The sequence below is a fragment of the Streptomyces sp. NBC_01255 genome, from assembly GCF_036226445.1.
Lineage (GTDB): Bacteria > Actinomycetota > Actinomycetes > Streptomycetales > Streptomycetaceae > Streptomyces.
Genome location: NZ_CP108474.1, coordinates 2,178,934 through 2,195,179, shown reverse-complemented (window position 1 = coordinate 2,195,179; position 16,246 = coordinate 2,178,934). Strand labels below are relative to the sequence as shown.

Below are 16,246 nucleotides of genomic sequence, written 5' to 3'. Positions count from 1 at the left end.
GGCGTCGCGGTGAGCGGATGCGGCAGGCGGTCCTGGCCGCCACCGTCGACCTGCTCACCTCGGAAGGGCTGGCCGCGACCACCGTGGCCGCAGTCGCGCGCGCGGCCGGCGTCCACGAGACCTCCGTGTACCGGCGCTGGAAGACCCGCGAGAATCTGGTCTTCGACGCGCTGGCCACCCATTCCGACACGGCACTCCCGGCTCCGGACACAGGAGACGTCCGCGAGGACCTGTCCCAGCTGTTCACGGCGCTCGCCCGGTACCTCTCGACGCCGGCCGGCGCCGCACTGCTGCACCTCGGCACGGTGCGCGGCGAGAACGACCTGGAGGAGGGGAGGCGCTCCTACTGGAACGCCCGCCTGGAGCGCGCCGAAGCACTCGTCCGGCGCGGCATCGACCGAGGAGAACTGCCGGCCGAAACCGACCCCCATCTCCTGGTCGAGGCCGTCACAGGCCCCCTCCTCGCCCGCGTACTGCTCACCGGCGAACCATTGGAGGACACCCTGGTCCCCCGCCTGGTCGACCTGATCCTCGACGGCGCACGCGCCTGACCCACGGTCGAGTGCGGCAACCCCGGGGGAGCCGAGTGATGGCCCTGATCCCGGTACCTCCCCGGGGCACGGCTCGGCCCGCCGTCATACGTGCGGGCGCCCGTAGCGCATCCACCGCTCGGGTCGTTCCGGCTCGGCTACGCGGCACCGAACCGGTCGGGCGAGAACAGTGAAAGGTCCTGGCTCGCCACTCCCTCGGTGACCAGCTCCCGCAGCGACTCTCCGATGGCCGGGACGAACTTGAAGGCGTGGCCCGAGGTGCCGGCGGCAACGGTGATCCGGCCGTGCTCCGAGGCTCGGCCGATGACGAACGCCTGGTCCGGGGTGTTGTCGTAGAGGCACACCGAGCTCTTGCGGTAGCGGCCGCCCACCCCGAGCCGTGGGATGCGGGTCCGCAGGAAGTCCTGAACCTCCGCGATCTCCTCCGGACGCACGAGGCGGTCCACCCGGTCGGGGTCGGTAGGGGTGCCGCCGCTGTGTACGCCCGCCTTCACCCCGCCGTGCCTGCCGTTCGCCGCCGGATGGCCGTATCCGACCATGCCGTCGCCCTCCCAGATCCAGTACGGGAAGCGACCCGGCTGGAAGTCGTCGGCGCCGCCCGTCGGTTCGAACCAGAGCATCACCTTGCGCAGCACCTGCACCGGCAGGTCGAGTGCCGGCAGCAGCCCCGGCGTCCAGCAACCCGCCGTGACCACGACATGCCCGACCTCGTAGGTCGCGCGAGAGGTGAGCACACGCACCCCACCCGCGCTCTCCGCGATCTCACGCACCTCCTCGTCGAAGCGCAGCTCCGCGGAGTGTTTCCGGGCGAGCTCCAACTGGACGCGGACGGTCTGCTCCGGCTGGACGTAGCCGGAACCGGGGTCGAATACGGCCGCGCACTCCTCGTCAGGGGTGAACTGCGGGTAGCGGTAGCGCACCTCGTCGGCCGTCAGATACTCGTGTTCGAGCCCGCATTGCTCGGCACTGTTCCGGGCCGCCGGGACCAGCGCGCCGTCGACCGGCCCGATGCACAGTCCCCCCGTCCGGTGGAACAAGGTCTCGCCGCACGCCTCCTCCAGATCGGACCACAAGGTGTAGGAGCGGCGCAGGTACGGCACATAGGAGGGACCCATGAAGTAGGCCTGCCAGACTCCGCGGGACTCGCCATGACTTGCTCCCTGGTCGTGAACGGGACCGAAGCGTTCCAGGCCGAGTACCCGCAGTCCGGCCGCGGCCAGTGAGTGGCAGGCGGCGCTGCCGAGCCCACCCAGGCCCACGACAGCGACGTCGTAGCGTTCCATCAGTCGGTTCCTCCCTCGGATGTGCCTTCGGATTCGCCCGTGGATCCTTCATCGGCGCCGAACCGCGCCATCGCGCAATCTTGCTCAACGAGTCCGTCCCGTGTACCGGGCGGTTGTCCGGTGGACGAGCCGGCGCTGCCCCGGCGGGACGCCCTCGCCGCGGTGGAGCAGCGAGGGGTTGTCCCACACGAGGAGGTCGCCGGGGCGCCAGAGGTGCACGTACTGCCATCGGGGGTGCAGGGTGTGCGCGTACAGCTCCTCGGCCAGGGCGCGGCTCTCGACCTCGGGCAGACCGTCGATCCGGTCCAGACACATCTCGTTGAGGTACAGGGCCGGTTCCCCGGTGACCGGGTGGAGGCGGACCAGCGGGTGTGTCACCGGCGGGAAGGCCACGAGCTCGGCCCGCGCCTCCTCATCCGATATCCGCGACGAGGCCCGCCGCAGGGTCGAGAAGTTCCGCCCGAAGTCGTGTACGGCGCGCAGCGGGGCTATGCGCTCCCGCAGACTCTCCGGCAGCGCGGCCAGCGGCCCGCGCGTGTCGTTGAAGTGGGTGCGCCCACCCTCCGCCGGCACCGTCACCCCGTACAGGAGGGTGGCGTCGGTGGGCTCTGCCCGGAAGGAGGCGTCGCTGTGCCAGTGCTCGGCGGGCCGCTTGTACGCGCGGGGCGGCGACTCGCGGAACACCTCCACGTACGGACTGCGGGGGTGCGCGTGCGTCGGGTCCCACGGCGCCACGGGCCTTCCGAAGAGGGAGGTGACCCACAACTGGGCGGCTACCGGCAGGTCCTGGCCGGAGAAGAGCAGCAACTGGTGGCTGTGCAGGGCCTCGACGAGTTCCGCGGCGCACTCCTCGGCCTCCGGGGTGCCGAGGGCGACGTCGAACACCTCCACGCCGAACGACCCGTTCAGGGGTTTACAGCTGAGCATCCGCGGAGCTCCTCGCCGCCAGTGTCGCCGTCATCCGTACCGTGTCGGACAGGGGCCCGTACTCCAAGGGCCCGGCCGCCTCCTCACGCACCACACCCAGGAGGGCGCGCCGTCCGGACAGGGTCTGGGCGGTCAGTGCGGCCACGCCCTGCAGCCTGCACCGTTCCGTGAGCCGGCGAAGCAGGAGCCGGCCCACTCCTCTGCGCTGCCATGTGTCCTCCACCAGTACCCCGATCTCCGCCACGCCGGGGCTGTGCGGATGGGTGCTGCCCAGCGCGATCGCACGCTCCGGCTCGGCGGCGGGGGTGACCAGCAGGGCGTCCGTGCCCGCGGTCCGCGACAGCACCGCGCGGAGATGGTCCGCCGGGAGCTCCGGGCGCGTGGTCAGGAATCGGTGATAGCGCGTGAGCGGTGTACACCGGCCGTACATGAGACGGAGGACGGGCCCGTCGGCCGGGGTCACGGGCCGTACCGCGAACGCGTCGAATTCGCCATCTGACGCATTCCTTACCATGACGTCCCTCCCGTCGAGCCCGGCACCGATGCATTACACCGCAGCATCCGCCGGATATCAGCAGGGCCGGCGTGGGACCTTGGTCCTATTGATCGGGAACGAGCGGCCCTGACACGCTGTCCCACCATGGACGCAGCGAAACCGGAAATTCTCTACAACCCCCGTGATCCGAAGATGCGCAGCGACCCGTATCCCTTCTACGCACGACTGCGTGAGACAGAACCGGTCCACCGGACGCCATTCGGCTTCTGGGTTGTTTCCGGATATGAAGAGGCCGCACAGCTTCTCCGGGACCCCCGGCTCACCAGCGAATTCCACCGGGATGCGAAGTGGGCGGAGCACCGGGGTGGCTGGAACAGCCCGGTGGTGGACGACACCCGGCTGTGGATGCTCATGTTGGACGGCAGTGCCCACCGTCGTATCCGCGGCCTGGTCAACCCTGTGTTCAACGCGCGTTCCGTGCAGGACATGCGTCCCCGCATTTCCAAGATCTTGGAAAGAGTCCTTGACGACATGGGGGAGGGGGAGGGAATCGACCTCATCGACGCCCTCGCGCTGCCCCTGCCGGTGACGGTGATCTGCGGTCTCGTCGGCCTCCCGGTCGAGGACCGGGACCAGTGCCGGCAGTGGACCGAGGCCATCGGGCACGTGGTCGACCCCGCCCTGGACGACGCGACCCAACAGGCGATGAACAGCTCGGTGGTGGAGTTCCGCGCCTACATCGGGGAGCACCTGGCCAAGCGGCGGAGCGAACCGCAGGACGACATTCTGTCGCGGCTGATGCTCGCGGAGGTGGACGGTGAGCGACTCTCCGACGACGAGATCATCGCCAACGTCCTCCTGCTTTTCAACGCCGGACACGAGACGACGGTCAACCTCATCGGCAACGGCATGCTGGCCCTGCTGCGCCACCCGGACCAGCTTCGGGCCCTGCGGGAGAATCCGGGACTGATCGAAGAAGGCGTCGACGAATTCGTCAGGTACGACGCCCCGGTACAACTCGTCGCCCGTATCACCACCGCGGATGTCGAGGTCGGTGGAAAGATCATTCCGGCCGGATCGAAACTCATGATCCTGCTCGGAGCCGCCAACCGGGATCCGCGCCGGTACGCACATCCGGACACGCTGGACATGACGCGCACCGATATCAAGCCATTGGCCTTCGGCGGTGGACCGCATTACTGCATCGGCGCGCTGCTCGGCAAGATCGAGGGCCGGCTCGTGTTCGACGAGCTGTTGCGGCGTTATCGGGACATCTCGCTCACCACGGAGAACGTCGTGTGGCGCCCGCATGTGAATTTCCGCGGGCTGAGTGAGTTGCGGGTCAACCTGGTTCCGTGACCTCGATCAGATTTATCGGCAGCACGCCGAGCGGCCCGCGCATTGTCATTGCGGCACAGACCGTGAGAAGGCGATGAAAGGACCCGATCCCTTGCGTAGCCCCCTGTTGTCCGGTGACACCCTCACCGAGTGTTTCCTTCACCACACCCAGGTCGCACCGGACGCCGTGACCGTCTTCCCCGGCAGCGAGGAGCGCATGACGGGCGCCCAGCTCGCCGAGTCCTCGCTGCGCTGCGCGCTCGGACTGATGGAGCACGGCGTCGGCCCCGGTGCCGTTGTCGGCCTCCTCGTCCCCACCGACGCCCGCTTTCTGAGCCTGTTCTTCGGGGCGCAGCGCACCGGGGCCGCGTGCAGCGTCCTGCCCCTGCCCGCCGGCTTCGGCGACGAGCAGGGCACCGCCCGCAGGCTGGCCCGCATCCTGCGCGTCGCCGGCATCCGCCACCTGGTCCTCGGCACCGCCTTCGAGAGCCTGGGCGCCCTCCTCGCCGAGCAGATCCCGGGCCTCGTCCTCATCGACTCCGCGGTGTCCGCCGCCGGCGGTGCGCACCGGCTGCCCTCCGTCGACCCGGACGCCCTGTCCGTCGTGCAGTTCACCTCCGGCAGCACCAGTGCCCCCAAGGGCGTGATGCTCACCCAGAGCGCGATGGCCGCCGGCGTGCGGGCCTGTGTGGTCTCCGGGGAGTTCAGCCCGGACGACGTCTTCATGCAGTGGGTGCCGACCTTCCACGACATGGGCCTGGTCGGACTCTTCTCGCACCTGCTCAACGGCGCCGACGTGCATGTGTTCACGCCGACCGCGTTCCTGCGCCGCCCCGCCAAGCTCCTGGAGTACTTCGCCGAGCACCGCGGCACCGTCATCACCGGACCGAACTTCTCGTACGACCAGTTCGTGGACGCCACCCCTCCGGAGCTCGTCAAGGAGCTCGACCTCTCGGCCTGGCGGCTCGCCTTCAACGGGGCGGAGCCGGTGAGCGCCGAGACCGTCGAACGCTTCAGCGCCCACCTGGCACCCGCGGGCCTGCGGGACACCGTGATGTACCCGGTGTACGGCATGGCCGAGGCGACCCTCGGCATCACCTTCCCCACGCCCGGCAGCCCGGTACGGACCCTCTCCCTCGACCGGGCCGAACTGGCCGCCACCGGACGGGTCGTCCCCGTGGCGCGCGGCACCCGTGGCTCCAAGGACGTGGTGGCGCTCGGCGGCCCCGTGCACGGCATCGAGATGCGGCTGGTCGCCGACGGCGGCCGGCGCTGCGGGCCGGGCGAGCTGGGCGAGGTGCAGATCGCGGGACCGGCCGTGACCTCGGGCTACTACAACGCCCCCGAAGCCACGGCGGCCGCCTTCGACGGACGCTGGTTCCGCACCGGCGACGTCGGGTTCCGCCACGACGGTGACCTGTTCGTCACCGGCCGCACCAAGGACATGGTCATCGTCCGGGGACAGAACTACTTCCCCGACGACATCGAGGCCGTCGCCCGCGAGGTGCCCGGCGTCTACCGCAAGCGCTGCGTCGCCTTCTCCGACGTGACCGAGGACGGCCGCGAGGTGGTCCGGGTGGTGGCCGAGGCGGACCCGAAGAAGGCCGACGCCGGCCTCGAGGCCGAGATCGCCGCCCGGGTCGTCCGGGAGATGGACTTCACCGACCTGCGTGTGCACCTGGTCAAGCCGCGCTGGATTCCGCGTACCACCAGCGGCAAGTGGCAGCGCTCCCGCACCCGCGACCTGCTGGCGGAGCTCGCCGACGCCACCGCAGCCGGCCCCCGGGCCGCCGACCGAACCGAACCGGAGGACACCCCGTGACCACCCCGCACAAGCTGGAGACCGCACGCGACACCGGCGCGGAGCCCCTGCACAGCTACGACGTCTTCGCCGTGTACCAGAACGCCTCGTGGGAGATGAGCGACATCCCGTGGGACGAGTTCCGCCCCGACCTGGTGCGCCCCGAGCACATCGCCTTCGCCATGGGCGCCGTCATGGGCGAGTCCAACTCGATCGCCGCGCAGCACGGCTTCTTCAACGAGTTCGTCGACGACTACGACTTCTCGGCCTTCGTCTGCCTGTGGGGCTACCAGGAACTCCAGCACCACCTGGCGTTCAAGAAATGGCTGCGGCTCGCCGGTACCGACGTCGGCTACGACCAGATCAACGCGATGCGAGCGCCGTACCCGCCGGGCATCACCCCGTCGGCGACCCTCGCCACCAACATCATCTCCGAGATCGCCACCAACCACATGTACAAGTGCGTGAGCAGGGTTACCGAGGAACCGGTGATCGCCAAGATCATGAAACGGGCGAGCGGCGACGAAGCCCGCCACGCAAGGGAGTTCATCCACTACACCGCCCGTCGGCTGGTCACCCACCCCGAGGAGCTGTCCTCGGTCCTGGAGACCTTCTACGTCTACATGGCCGACCCCAAGGGCCGTTACAACCATCCGGTGAGCAAGTTCAAGGGCAACCTCCCCGAGCTCGACGGCCACGTCACCATCGACGAGGTCTTCCGCCACTTCGGCGAGGTCGACGACGGCACCGAGTGGGACCGCATTCACCGGCAGCTGTTCAACACGCTCGCCGAACTCACCGGCCGCCCCGTGGAGAAGCTCCGCGACATCCGTCGCATCCTCGCCGAGCTGCCCCGACCCGAGGCCGGCGCATGACGACCGAGGACGGCACCCCGGTCGACCTGCCGTGGCTCGACGAACCCCGCTTCCACTGCTTCGGCTGCTCACCCCGGAACAAGATCGGCCTGGCCCTGCAGATGTTCCGCCTCGCCGACGGCCGGCTCGCCACCGACATCACCTTCTCCGACGAGTACGCCTCCTACCCCGGGGTCGTCCACGGAGGCATCGTCAGCGTGCTCGTGGACGAGCTGATGGGCGATCTGATCGCCCTCGACCACGGTCTGCTGGCCTTCTCCGTCACCCTGCGCACCAAGTTCCTGCGCCCGCTGCGGACCGGCACGCCCTACCGGGCCGTGGCCCGTGTCACCCGGCAGGGCGGCGGCGTCGTGCACGCGGAAGCCGATGTCCTCGACCTCGACGGTACGCCGCACGTCATGGCGAACTCCGCCTATCAGCCCATCAGTTCGGAGCAGGCCGAGGGCCATATGGGCCTGATCGGTGCCGACCGCGACCGCCTCGCACACTACTTCGACCACGCGATTGGATGACCATGTCCCAGCAGACCGACCCGCGCTCCTCGTCCCTCCAGGAGTCTGCCGTCCTCGACGAGGTCCGCGCTCAGACCGCGAAGGAGCTCGGCATCGACGTCGGCGAGATCGCCGAGGACACCGTACTCAAGCAGCTGTCCGGCGCGGACTCGGTGCGTCTGCTGCGGATCGTCGCGCAGATCGAGCGCGTCTACGACGTCGAGTTCGAGGACGAGGACATCTTCGACGTCAGTACCCCGCGCCAGCTCGCCGACCTCGTTCTCGCCCAGGCCCGCGTGGAGGGCTGAGATGACCACCCACGCACAGGCGGACACCGGCCCGGAGCTGCACGCCGGGCGCGACGGCGACCTCGCACTGCCTCCGGAAGAGGCGAGGCGCGCCACCAACGAGCATTACGAGCTGCCCCCGGAGGTCTTCCGGGCCTTCCTCGACGAGCGCGTCAAATACAGCTCCGCCCTCTACCGCACCCCGGACGCCACGCTTGAGGAGGCGCAGACGGCCAAACTGCACTTCGTCGCCGAACGCCTCGCCCTGCGCGGCGGCGAGTGTCTGCTCGACATCGGCTGCGGCTGGGGCAGCCTCACGCTGTTCATGGCACAGGAGTACGGCTGCGAGGTCACCGGCGTCACCCCCTCCGCCCCACAGGCCGAGTACATCAGGGAGCAGGCGCTCCGGCTCAAGGTGGCCGACCGGGTCGACATCCGGGTCGGCTCCTACAGCGACCTGGAGATCGACGGACGCTACGACGCGGCCACGATGCTCGGTTCCGTCATCCACATGCCGGACCGGGTGGCCGTGCTGCGCAAGGTGTACGCGTCGCTGCGCCGCCAGGGCCGCCTCTACCTCTCCGAGAGCTGCTTCCGCAGCGTCGAGGTCTACCGGGAGTTCGCCGCCCGGCCCGGCACCAGGCACGTCACCGAGACCATCTTCGGCTTCGCCGACATGGTGCCCTTCTCCCACCTCGTCGAGGCCACCGAGTCGGCCGGCTTCAGCCTGGACCGGCTCGACGACCTCACCGCCCACTACCACCGCACCATCGAGGAGTGGGAGCGCAGGGCCGAGGCCAACCGCGACCGGATCGAGTCCGTCGCCCCCGGCATGGCCGAGCCGCTCGTACGGTATCTGCGCACCGCCAACGCCGGCTGGGGCTACACCTCCAAGCATTACGCCCTCACGGCCGCCAAGTCGCGGCTCGGCCCCAAGACGGTGGGCTGACATGACCGAGACAGCCGCCCTCGACCCCCTGCTGCCCGCCCTCGCGATGCACGAGCTCGTCGACCAGGCGGTGACCCGCGCGGGGGAGCGTTCCTGGACCCTCGCCGAGTTGGACTGGGACTCTCTGCGCCCCGAGCGGCTCACCGAGGCGGACCGCTCCGCGGTGCGGTTCATCACCTTCGTCGAGGACCACATCCCCGGCTACCTCTCCCACTTCCTGGAGGCGTTCCCGGTCGCCGACGCCGAACAGGAGCTGGAGCGCTTCGGGTTCAACCGCGAGTACTTCCGCTTCCTGGTCGCCTGGGCCGGCGACGAGGAGCGGCATGCCTCGGCCCTCGCCCGCTACCAGGTCGAGACCGGCATGGCGACCCGGGAGCAACTGCTCGCCGACCTGGCCGAGGAGGGACGCAAGGAGTTCGTGCTGCCCTACGAGCACCCCGTCCAGTCCTTCACGTACACCCTGGTCCAGGAGAAGGCGACACAGCTGTTCTACCAGCGCTTCCGAGAGACGGTCAGCGAACCCTTCCTCAAGGAGCTGCTCGGCCGGCTCGCCCGTGACGAGGCCCGCCACTTCGCCTTCTACAGCAATCTCGTCGGCGCCTACGTCGCCCGGGACGGCGCCGCGGCCGTCCCCGGCCTCAAGGACGTCATCGCGACCTTCCGGATGCCGCTCGCCGACACCATGAAGGGATACTGGCGCTGGTCCCTGAAGGTCGCCGACGACACCTCCTACGACCACACCGAGGCGTACGACGCGGTGGTGCGCCTGGTCCGGGGCTTCGTCGACACCCCGGGCGAGCCAAGCGTCGAGGACCTCGGCGCCTTCGTCCAGGCCATCCGGCGCGTACGGTGAGCCGGGGCGAGCATTGAGCGAGGGCGCCCGCGTCCTGGTCGTCAGCTGCGACTGGTCCGGACGGTCCGCGCCCGCGGAACTCCTCGGTTCGCGCGAACAGGCCTACGCCGGGGGCCTGACCGGGCCCCGGCGGGCCGAATGGGTCCGCACCCGGCTCACGGCCAAGGCCGCGGTCCACTGGGCCACCGGGGACCGAGGAGCCCAGATCCTGCCGGAGCCCGACGGCGCGCCACGGGTCTGGGACACGTTCTCCGGGGCGGCTGTCTCCCTCGCCCACAGCCGGGAGTTCGCCGTCGGCGCGGTCACGGGCGGGGCACCCGCCCACCCGCTCGGAGTGGACGTCGAACCCGTCGACGCCCGCAACGACATCCTGCTGCCGAGGCTGCTCGGCCCGGACGAACCGCCCTGCGTCGGACCGTCCCGCGCCGGTCCGGGATCCCGGCGGGAGCCGCTGCCGCCCGGATTCCTCGCCACGGTGCTGGTGGCCTGCAAGGAGGCCGCCCTCAAGGCGTACCGGCGTCCCTCGCCGGCCCTGCGGGACTACCGGCTGCACCGGGGTCCCGACGGCGGGCTCCGGGTACGGGCCGTGGACACCCCCCACGGCGAACTGCGCGTGTGGTGGTCCTGCCGAGCGGGCCGCGTGATCGCTGTCTGCGGTACCGGCCGACGGTCGCCGGAGCACCGAACCGTCGCCGCCGACCGCGTCATCGCGGCGCTGGTCGGTGACCCCGACCGAACCGCAGCACGAGCGACTTCAAGGAATGACCGGTGACCATCGCGGTCATGGCGCTCACCGGCCTGTGGGTGGGCGCCGCCGTCTCGGTGCTCGTACGCCTCTGGGCCCACCGGGCCAGGACGAGTGGTCACGTCGACGGCGGCTGACGGGACGCCCGAGCTAGCCGCGGATCACGCCCGAGCTGTCGCCGCGCAGCACCGTCTCCCCGTCCTGGTTGAGGATCTCGATGTCGAACTCCACGCCCGTGCCCGAGCGGACTTCATGCAGGGCGCGCACGGTCACCTCGGCGGTGATGGTGTCGCCCGACCAGACGGGACGGAGGAACTCCCAGCCCATGCGGCGTGCGATGAAGTTCAGCCGGCCGCCGATCTTCGTGGCGAGCGAGGCGGTGAGCAGTCCATGGGCCATGGCCCGGCCCTGGTCGGGCAGATGGTGCCGGCCGCGGTCCCCGGCGAGGTCGGCGAAGGCGGTGATGTCCTCGGCGGTGATGACGCGCCGCTCGCGCAGCACCTGGCCGACCGCGAGGTCGGGCGGCGTGGGCCCGTCGTCGGGCGTCCCGCTCATCGGGATGCCGCCGTGGCCGCCGGGGAGGGTGCGGTGGGTGCCTTGCTCCGCACCAGGCAGCTGCTCTTGCCCACGGCGCAGAGCCTGCCTTCCGAGTCCACGACCTGACAGCTCGCCAGGCCGCGATTGCGCCCGATGTGCACGACCTCGGCGTCGACCGTGATCAGACCCGACGCCTCGCGCACCGGACGCAGGAAGTCCACGTTCAGATCGAGGGTGACGATGTCCTTGTCCTCGGGGATCGCGGAGAGGATCGCACACCCGAGGGCGGAGTCGATGAGCGTCGACAGGATGCCCCCGGCGAGCAGGCCGAGGTGATTCGTGAAGAAGTTCTTGACCGGCATCGTGAACTGCACAGTGCCCGGGTCGGCTTTGACGACGGCGATACCGAGAACCTGTGCGACAGGGGGCGCGACGATATCTCCGGAGATCAGCCCTCGCAGATATGTCAGACCCGTTGCGTCGGCCTGGGTGGCGAAAAGTGGCCCCTGGTCCCGCCATTCGAGCGTGGCGGTGTGCGTGCTGGGGACATGGACCTCTGACACTTCGCTCCTCCATGTGGGCGCCGGACATGAGGACGTCAGTCTGGCAGCACCCCCGACCAGCCGCAACATGCGTTGTCTCACTGCTAGTTGACGATTCTTCGATCAATGGGCCAAACGTCCTAGTGGTTGCTTCCTTGACAGTCTGCGACCGGTGGCCGTTTGATTGAATATCATCCGGGTGCACTGATCCGCGATTGGGTTGATGACGTCGATGGCAACTGAAATTCAATCCTCGCCCTACCGGTTCGCCCGCCTTCTGGGGGTGGGTTCGTATCGCCCTGGGCGAGTGGTCGGCAACGAAGAGATATGCAGGTTCATCGATTCCGACAGCGCATGGATAGAGGCACGGTCGGGAATTCTGACACGGCATTTCGCCGATGCCGAGGAGACCATTCCCGTGATGGGGGCGAGGGCCGCGGAGAAGGCGCTGAGCGCGGCCGGCCTGACCCCCGCGGACGTCTCCTGCGTGATCCTCTCCACGATGTCCTACCTGCATCAGGCGCCGCCGGCCGCGGCGGCCTGCGCCGCCGAGCTGGGCGCCCGCGGGGCAGCCGCCTTCGATCTCGGCGCTGCGTGTGCCGGGTTCTCGCACGGCCTGGCCGTGGCAAGCAGTCTGGTGGCGGGCCGTCAGGCGGAGCATGTCCTGGTCGTCGGGGCGGAGCGGATGAGCGACATCGTCGACCCCCACGACCGTTCGACGGCCTTCATCTTCGGAGACGGGGCGGGTGCGGCCGTGGTCGGCCCGTCGGACGAGCCCGGTATCGGGCGCGCCGTGTGGGGGACCGACACGGAGCACCTGCGAGCCATCGAGCAGAGCCGGTCGTTCGCGGAACTGCGGCGCGACCCCATGGGGCGCTGGCCCTTCCTGGAGATGGCTGGTCCGGAGATCTTCCGGTGGGCCATCGGCGCGGTCGCCGAGGTGTGCGGACAGGCCTTGCGGGCGGCCGGTGTCACGGTGGACGACATCGAGGCGTTCGTGCCGCATCAGGCCAATCTGCGCATCATCGACGCGGCAGTGAAGTCGATGGGGCTGCCGTCCTCGGTCGAGGTGGCGCGGACGGTCCGGGAGGACGGGAACGTGTCCGGCGCCTCGATCCCGCTCGCGCTCGACGCACTGATCGCGTCCGGCCGGGTCAGGCCCGGGGCGCTCGTCCTGACGGCTGGCTTCGGTTCGGGCCTCAGCTACTCGGCGCAGGTCGTCGTCGCTCCCTGACACCGGGCAGACCACGAGGGCCGGCTCCCTCTCCGGAGGGGCCGGCCCGTACGCGTGCTCGTGGGTGGCGTCAGGGGCTCGGCCGCGGCCCGTCCGGCCCGGGGCCGAGCCCCTCCATCTCACGGAGCTGGTCGAGTATCGCCTTCGCGAATTCCAGGCCCTTGGGGGACAGTCCCACCGCGCGCATGGCCACACTCGTGACACCCGCGTGCTCAAGGGATTGCAGATCCTGCCGTGTCAGACCGGCGTCGCGCCAGGCCGCGAGCTCTTCGAGTCTTTTCTCTGTGTGTGCGGCCGACGCGTCGTCGAAAAAATATGAGGTCGGTACGCCGAAGAATTTGGCGAGGGCTTCGAGGTGATGGAGGCGCGGGTTTCCTCGCTCGCCTTTGCGGAGGTAGGCGATGTACTGCTTGGAAATGTCACCGCCCTGATCCCGTACGGCTCCGGCGACCTCCTCGTTGCTGAACGGTCCGCGCCCACGCGGGTGGACGGTCTCGAACAGCCGGTTCAGCCGCTGGGCAAGCAATCCGGGTGGTTGTGTCCCCATATTTCCCTACTCCTCTGATCTTGCTGACAACTGGAGGCATGCTCGGGGGGGCGGTGGCGACCACGCCAGTTGACGGGGCTGTGGCGGCAACGTAGTGTCCACAAGGGGTTGATGGACCTTTCAAGGTGCCAGGGCACCGAGGTTACTGCAACGCATCTGCTCCCTCAATGTCCGTGCTCGCACTTCTCGTTGAGCGTGCACGAGTCCTGTGGCCGGGATGGTCGGCAGGTGAATCCCCGAGGAACCGTGCGACTTTCGACCGGCGCTCATGCTGTTGTTCGCGGGAGCTCTCTTCGTTCACGCGCATTCGCTGGGCAGCTGTTTTCTCGTTCCCTTCGCAAGAGGAAAGGAGAGATAAGACGTGGAAGAAGCGCCGGCCGTGAAACTCACCTGCCGGGAGTTAGGTGTACTGCGCCTGCTGGCCCGGGGGTTGAGCAACCGGCTCATCGCCCGTCGGCTCGAGATCTCCGAAAAGACCGTCAAGAACCATCTGAGCGGCATATATCCCAAGATCGGCGCGGCTGATCGTACGCAGGCCGCGCTCTACGCCCAGCGCGTGGGTCTGACCGAGCCCTACGAGGCGACGCCCTCCGCCGTCGCCACCCGTGCGGCGCCTCCCACCGACCCGGCCCTCACCGCGCGCGAGCGGGGTGTACTGCGCCTGCTGGCCCGGGGGTTGAGCAACCGGCTCATCGCCCGTCGGCTCGAGATCTCCGAGAAGACCGTCAAGAACCATCTGAGCGGCATATATCCCAAGATCGGCGCGGCTGATCGTACGCAGGCCGCGCTCTACGCCCAGCGCGTGGGCCTCGCCGCGTGAGCGGCTGTGGCGCGGGGATCTTTCTCTGCGGACATCCCTGCCACATGATGGATCCCTGAGGCAGTTCCATGCAGAGGGGGAGCCATGAAGCGTCGTCACATACGGCGAAAATGCGGCGACCTGATACAGGGCCTCCATCTGACCGTTCCCTTCTCCGTGGAGGACCTCTGTCGGCAGATCGCCGAGCGACGGCAGCGCGGAATCCGGCTGGCGCCATTGGCGTTCCCCGCCAGTGGGCCCGCCGGCCTCCTCGTCTCCACCGCCGCCGTCGACTACGTGTTCTACGAGGCGCACACCACGACCACCCATCAGACCCATGTCGTCGTCCACGAGCTGGGCCACCTCCTGTGGGGGCACTCCTCCCTCGGCCCCGGCGAGGACGACCGCCACGGCCAGGGAAGCTCCCTCATCCCCGACGACATCGACCCCGCCCTCATCGAGCACATGCTGGGACGCACCCAATACAGCAGGCCCGAGGAGTACGCCGCCGAGTATTTCGCGACCCGGGTGCTCCGGCTGGTCAGCGGCCCACCCCTCGACACCGCCGCCGTCCCGCTCGGCATGGGCGACCTCGTGACCCGGCTCGAACGCTCGCTGCAGCACGGTGGCGGTCCCCGGAAGTGACCGCGACCCTCGAGGACGTCTTCACCATCACCCACACGCTCTCCGGACTCGTCAGCCTGAGCGCCTTCGGATACAAGTGGCGTGATCTCAGGCGCGATCCGGACAACCTCGCTCTGCGCGCGCTGTGTGCCACACGCCTCTTCAACGGCCTCGCCTATCTGGCCCTCGCACCGATGACGTACCTCTGGATCGGGCAGCTGACCGGGATCCCCAACCTCGGCACACTCCTCGGCCACACCTCCATCGTGCTGGCGGCCCTGTCGGCACACGTGATGGTGACGGGCTGGTTCAGCTCGCCGGACGTGGCCAGACGCCGCCTCCCGAAGGTGGCCGCACCCTACTTCCTGGCCATCGCCGTCATGGCCGCCCTCTTCTTCGCGGCCCCACTGCCCGGCGCTCACCCCGTCGACTTCGAGGTCCACTTCGCCACCCATCCGACCGCGGGAGCCTACGTGGTCGTCTTCCTCGTCATCTACGGCCTGAATCTCGCCAACACGGCGCGGCACGCCTGGCCGTCCTCCCGCCACGTGGGCAGGCCGTGGCTCGGACAGTCGCTGCGGCTCGCCGCCCTGGGGTCCGTCTTCGTCCTGGGGTTCATCGCGGGAAAGCTGATCGGAGTCGTGGGCCGCTGGTGCGGGCAGACCGGCTGGGACCAGGCCGCCATCCTGTGGAGCCCGCTCATGGCCAGTGCCGGCTCCCTGGTCATCGTCGTGGGCTACACCCTGCCGGGCTGGGGCGCGGCACTCTCCACCCGCCTCGACCATCACCGCTCCTACCGCACCCTCCACCCCCTCTGGGCCGCTCTCTGCGAGGCCGTCCCCGGCATCGCCCTCTTCAAGCCCCGCTCCCCGGGCCTCGCTCTCTGCACGAGGGACCTGCACACCCGGCTCTACCGGACGGTCATCGAGATCAGGGACGGCCAGCGGCTGCTGCGCCCTTATGTGTGCGACGCCTGTGAGGCGCGGCTGCGGGCCGGGCTGAGGAAGTCGGCCTCGATGCGGGGCGACAACGCCGATCTCCTTCTGGAGGCGGCGATCCTCTCCCTGGCGATACGGCGCAGACGGGCGGGCCGAGAGCCCTCCGGACAGCCGTCCGGCCTCGGATCGCGCCAGTCCGGCAGTGAGTTCGGCGACGAACTGACCTGGCTGCGGCAGGTGGCGGAGGCGTATACGCGCGCCTCGGCGGACCGTGACCTCCTGCCCGACGTCCACGACTGCGGCTGCACACTGGCGCCGCGCCTTCGGCCGGCGGCGGGCTCCTCGACGCCACCGACCTCAGTGACCTGACCTCACCGTTTCCGGCTCGCACGGTTCGGACCGGATCGCTGGACGCTGCTGACCGTCCTT

General features: G+C 69.4%; 19 protein-coding genes. 13 read left to right on the top strand and 6 right to left on the bottom strand.

All coding sequences use genetic code 11. The annotated features are described in order from the left end of the window. The first annotated feature begins 17 nt into the window (after window positions 1–17). Window positions 18–551, top strand: a complete 534-nt coding sequence (locus tag OG357_RS09515; protein ID WP_329620751.1) for a TetR-like C-terminal domain-containing protein — start codon at window positions 18–20, stop codon at window positions 549–551. 137 nt (window positions 552–688) lie between these two features. Here the strand turns inward: OG357_RS09515 and solA are convergent, their stop codons facing one another. The 3 genes from solA to OG357_RS09500 all read right to left on the bottom strand — a co-directional run bounded on the left by solA (window position 689) and on the right by OG357_RS09500 (window position 3,107). Continuing rightward, complete coding sequence (gene solA / locus OG357_RS09510) at window positions 689–1,834, bottom strand: N-methyl-L-tryptophan oxidase (RefSeq protein WP_329620750.1); 1,146 nt, start codon at window positions 1,832–1,834, stop codon at window positions 689–691. Between the two features lie 84 nt (window positions 1,835–1,918). Then, a complete protein-coding gene (locus OG357_RS09505; RefSeq protein WP_329620749.1) occupies window positions 1,919–2,761 on the bottom strand; it encodes a TauD/TfdA dioxygenase family protein in 843 nt (280 codons plus the stop codon). After that, window positions 2,748–3,107 carry a GNAT family N-acetyltransferase gene (locus tag OG357_RS09500; protein ID WP_329620748.1) on the bottom strand — a complete coding sequence of 120 codons (360 nt, stop codon included), beginning with the start codon at window positions 3,105–3,107 and terminating at the stop codon, window positions 2,748–2,750. The genes OG357_RS09505 and OG357_RS09500 overlap by 14 nt, the downstream gene beginning before the upstream one ends. A 294-nt stretch (window positions 3,108–3,401) precedes the next feature. Here OG357_RS09500 and OG357_RS09495 point away from each other — a divergent pair, with 294 nt between their 5' ends. The 8 genes from OG357_RS09495 (at window position 3,402) to OG357_RS09460 (ending at window position 10,623) form a co-directional block, all read left to right on the top strand. Then, window positions 3,402–4,616, top strand: a complete 1,215-nt coding sequence (locus tag OG357_RS09495) for a cytochrome P450 (RefSeq protein WP_329620747.1) — start codon at window positions 3,402–3,404, stop codon at window positions 4,614–4,616. 91 nt (window positions 4,617–4,707) lie between these two features. Further along, on the top strand, window positions 4,708–6,417 hold the full coding sequence (locus OG357_RS09490) for an AMP-binding protein (RefSeq protein WP_329620746.1): 1,710 nt from the start codon (window positions 4,708–4,710) through the stop codon (window positions 6,415–6,417). Further along, the gene (locus OG357_RS09485; RefSeq protein WP_329620745.1) at window positions 6,414–7,271 is read left to right on the top strand and encodes a ferritin-like domain-containing protein; all 858 of its coding nucleotides are present in this window, start codon (window positions 6,414–6,416) and stop codon (window positions 7,269–7,271) included. Before OG357_RS09490 ends, OG357_RS09485 begins: the two co-directional genes overlap by 4 nt. Then, complete coding sequence (locus OG357_RS09480) at window positions 7,268–7,783, top strand: PaaI family thioesterase (RefSeq protein ID WP_329620744.1); 516 nt, start codon at window positions 7,268–7,270, stop codon at window positions 7,781–7,783. The genes OG357_RS09485 and OG357_RS09480 overlap by 4 nt, the downstream gene beginning before the upstream one ends. Next, a complete protein-coding gene (locus OG357_RS09475; protein WP_329620743.1) occupies window positions 7,780–8,070 on the top strand; it encodes an acyl carrier protein in 291 nt (96 codons plus the stop codon). The genes OG357_RS09480 and OG357_RS09475 overlap by 4 nt, the downstream gene beginning before the upstream one ends. A 1-nt stretch (window position 8,071) precedes the next feature. Further along, entirely contained in the window at window positions 8,072–8,998 is a 927-nt protein-coding gene (locus tag OG357_RS09470; protein WP_329620742.1) for an SAM-dependent methyltransferase, read from the top strand. Window position 8,999: 1 nt separating this feature from the next. Then, window positions 9,000–9,851, top strand: coding sequence for an acyl-ACP desaturase (locus OG357_RS09465; RefSeq protein ID WP_329620741.1), 852 nt, complete (start codon window positions 9,000–9,002; stop codon window positions 9,849–9,851). A gap of 13 nt (window positions 9,852–9,864) precedes the next feature. Further along, window positions 9,865–10,623: a 4'-phosphopantetheinyl transferase family protein gene (locus tag OG357_RS09460; protein ID WP_329620740.1), complete on the top strand. Its 759-nt coding sequence runs from the start codon at window positions 9,865–9,867 to the stop codon at window positions 10,621–10,623. A 123-nt stretch (window positions 10,624–10,746) separates the two neighbouring features. Here the strand turns inward: OG357_RS09460 and OG357_RS09455 are convergent, their stop codons facing one another. Both OG357_RS09455 and OG357_RS09450 read right to left on the bottom strand, forming a co-directional pair. Continuing rightward, window positions 10,747–11,151 (bottom strand): hypothetical protein, encoded by a 405-nt coding sequence (locus OG357_RS09455; RefSeq protein WP_329620739.1) that lies wholly within the window; start codon window positions 11,149–11,151, stop codon window positions 10,747–10,749. After that, window positions 11,148–11,696 (bottom strand): PaaI family thioesterase, encoded by a 549-nt coding sequence (locus OG357_RS09450; protein ID WP_329620738.1) that lies wholly within the window; start codon window positions 11,694–11,696, stop codon window positions 11,148–11,150. The genes OG357_RS09455 and OG357_RS09450 overlap by 4 nt, the downstream gene beginning before the upstream one ends. Window positions 11,697–11,898: 202 nt before the next feature. Between OG357_RS09450 and OG357_RS09445 the strand changes: the two genes are divergently transcribed. Continuing rightward, a complete protein-coding gene (locus tag OG357_RS09445; protein ID WP_329620737.1) occupies window positions 11,899–12,909 on the top strand; it encodes a beta-ketoacyl-ACP synthase III in 1,011 nt (336 codons plus the stop codon). Window positions 12,910–12,979: 70 nt separating this feature from the next. Here the strand turns inward: OG357_RS09445 and OG357_RS09440 are convergent, their stop codons facing one another. Next, complete coding sequence (locus tag OG357_RS09440) at window positions 12,980–13,456, bottom strand: helix-turn-helix domain-containing protein (RefSeq protein ID WP_329620736.1); 477 nt, start codon at window positions 13,454–13,456, stop codon at window positions 12,980–12,982. 361 nt (window positions 13,457–13,817) lie between these two features. On the opposite strand from OG357_RS09440, the gene OG357_RS38835 reads away from it, so the two are divergent. The 3 genes from OG357_RS38835 to OG357_RS09420 all read left to right on the top strand — a co-directional run bounded on the left by OG357_RS38835 (window position 13,818) and on the right by OG357_RS09420 (window position 16,186). Further along, complete coding sequence (locus OG357_RS38835; RefSeq protein ID WP_443066650.1) at window positions 13,818–14,276, top strand: helix-turn-helix domain-containing protein; 459 nt, start codon at window positions 13,818–13,820, stop codon at window positions 14,274–14,276. Between the two features lie 84 nt (window positions 14,277–14,360). Further along, window positions 14,361–14,900: a hypothetical protein gene (locus OG357_RS09425; RefSeq protein ID WP_329620735.1), complete on the top strand. Its 540-nt coding sequence runs from the start codon at window positions 14,361–14,363 to the stop codon at window positions 14,898–14,900. After that, window positions 14,897–16,186, top strand: coding sequence for an MAB_1171c family putative transporter (locus tag OG357_RS09420; protein ID WP_329620734.1), 1,290 nt, complete (start codon window positions 14,897–14,899; stop codon window positions 16,184–16,186). Before OG357_RS09425 ends, OG357_RS09420 begins: the two co-directional genes overlap by 4 nt. Window positions 16,187–16,246 lie beyond the last annotated feature (60 nt).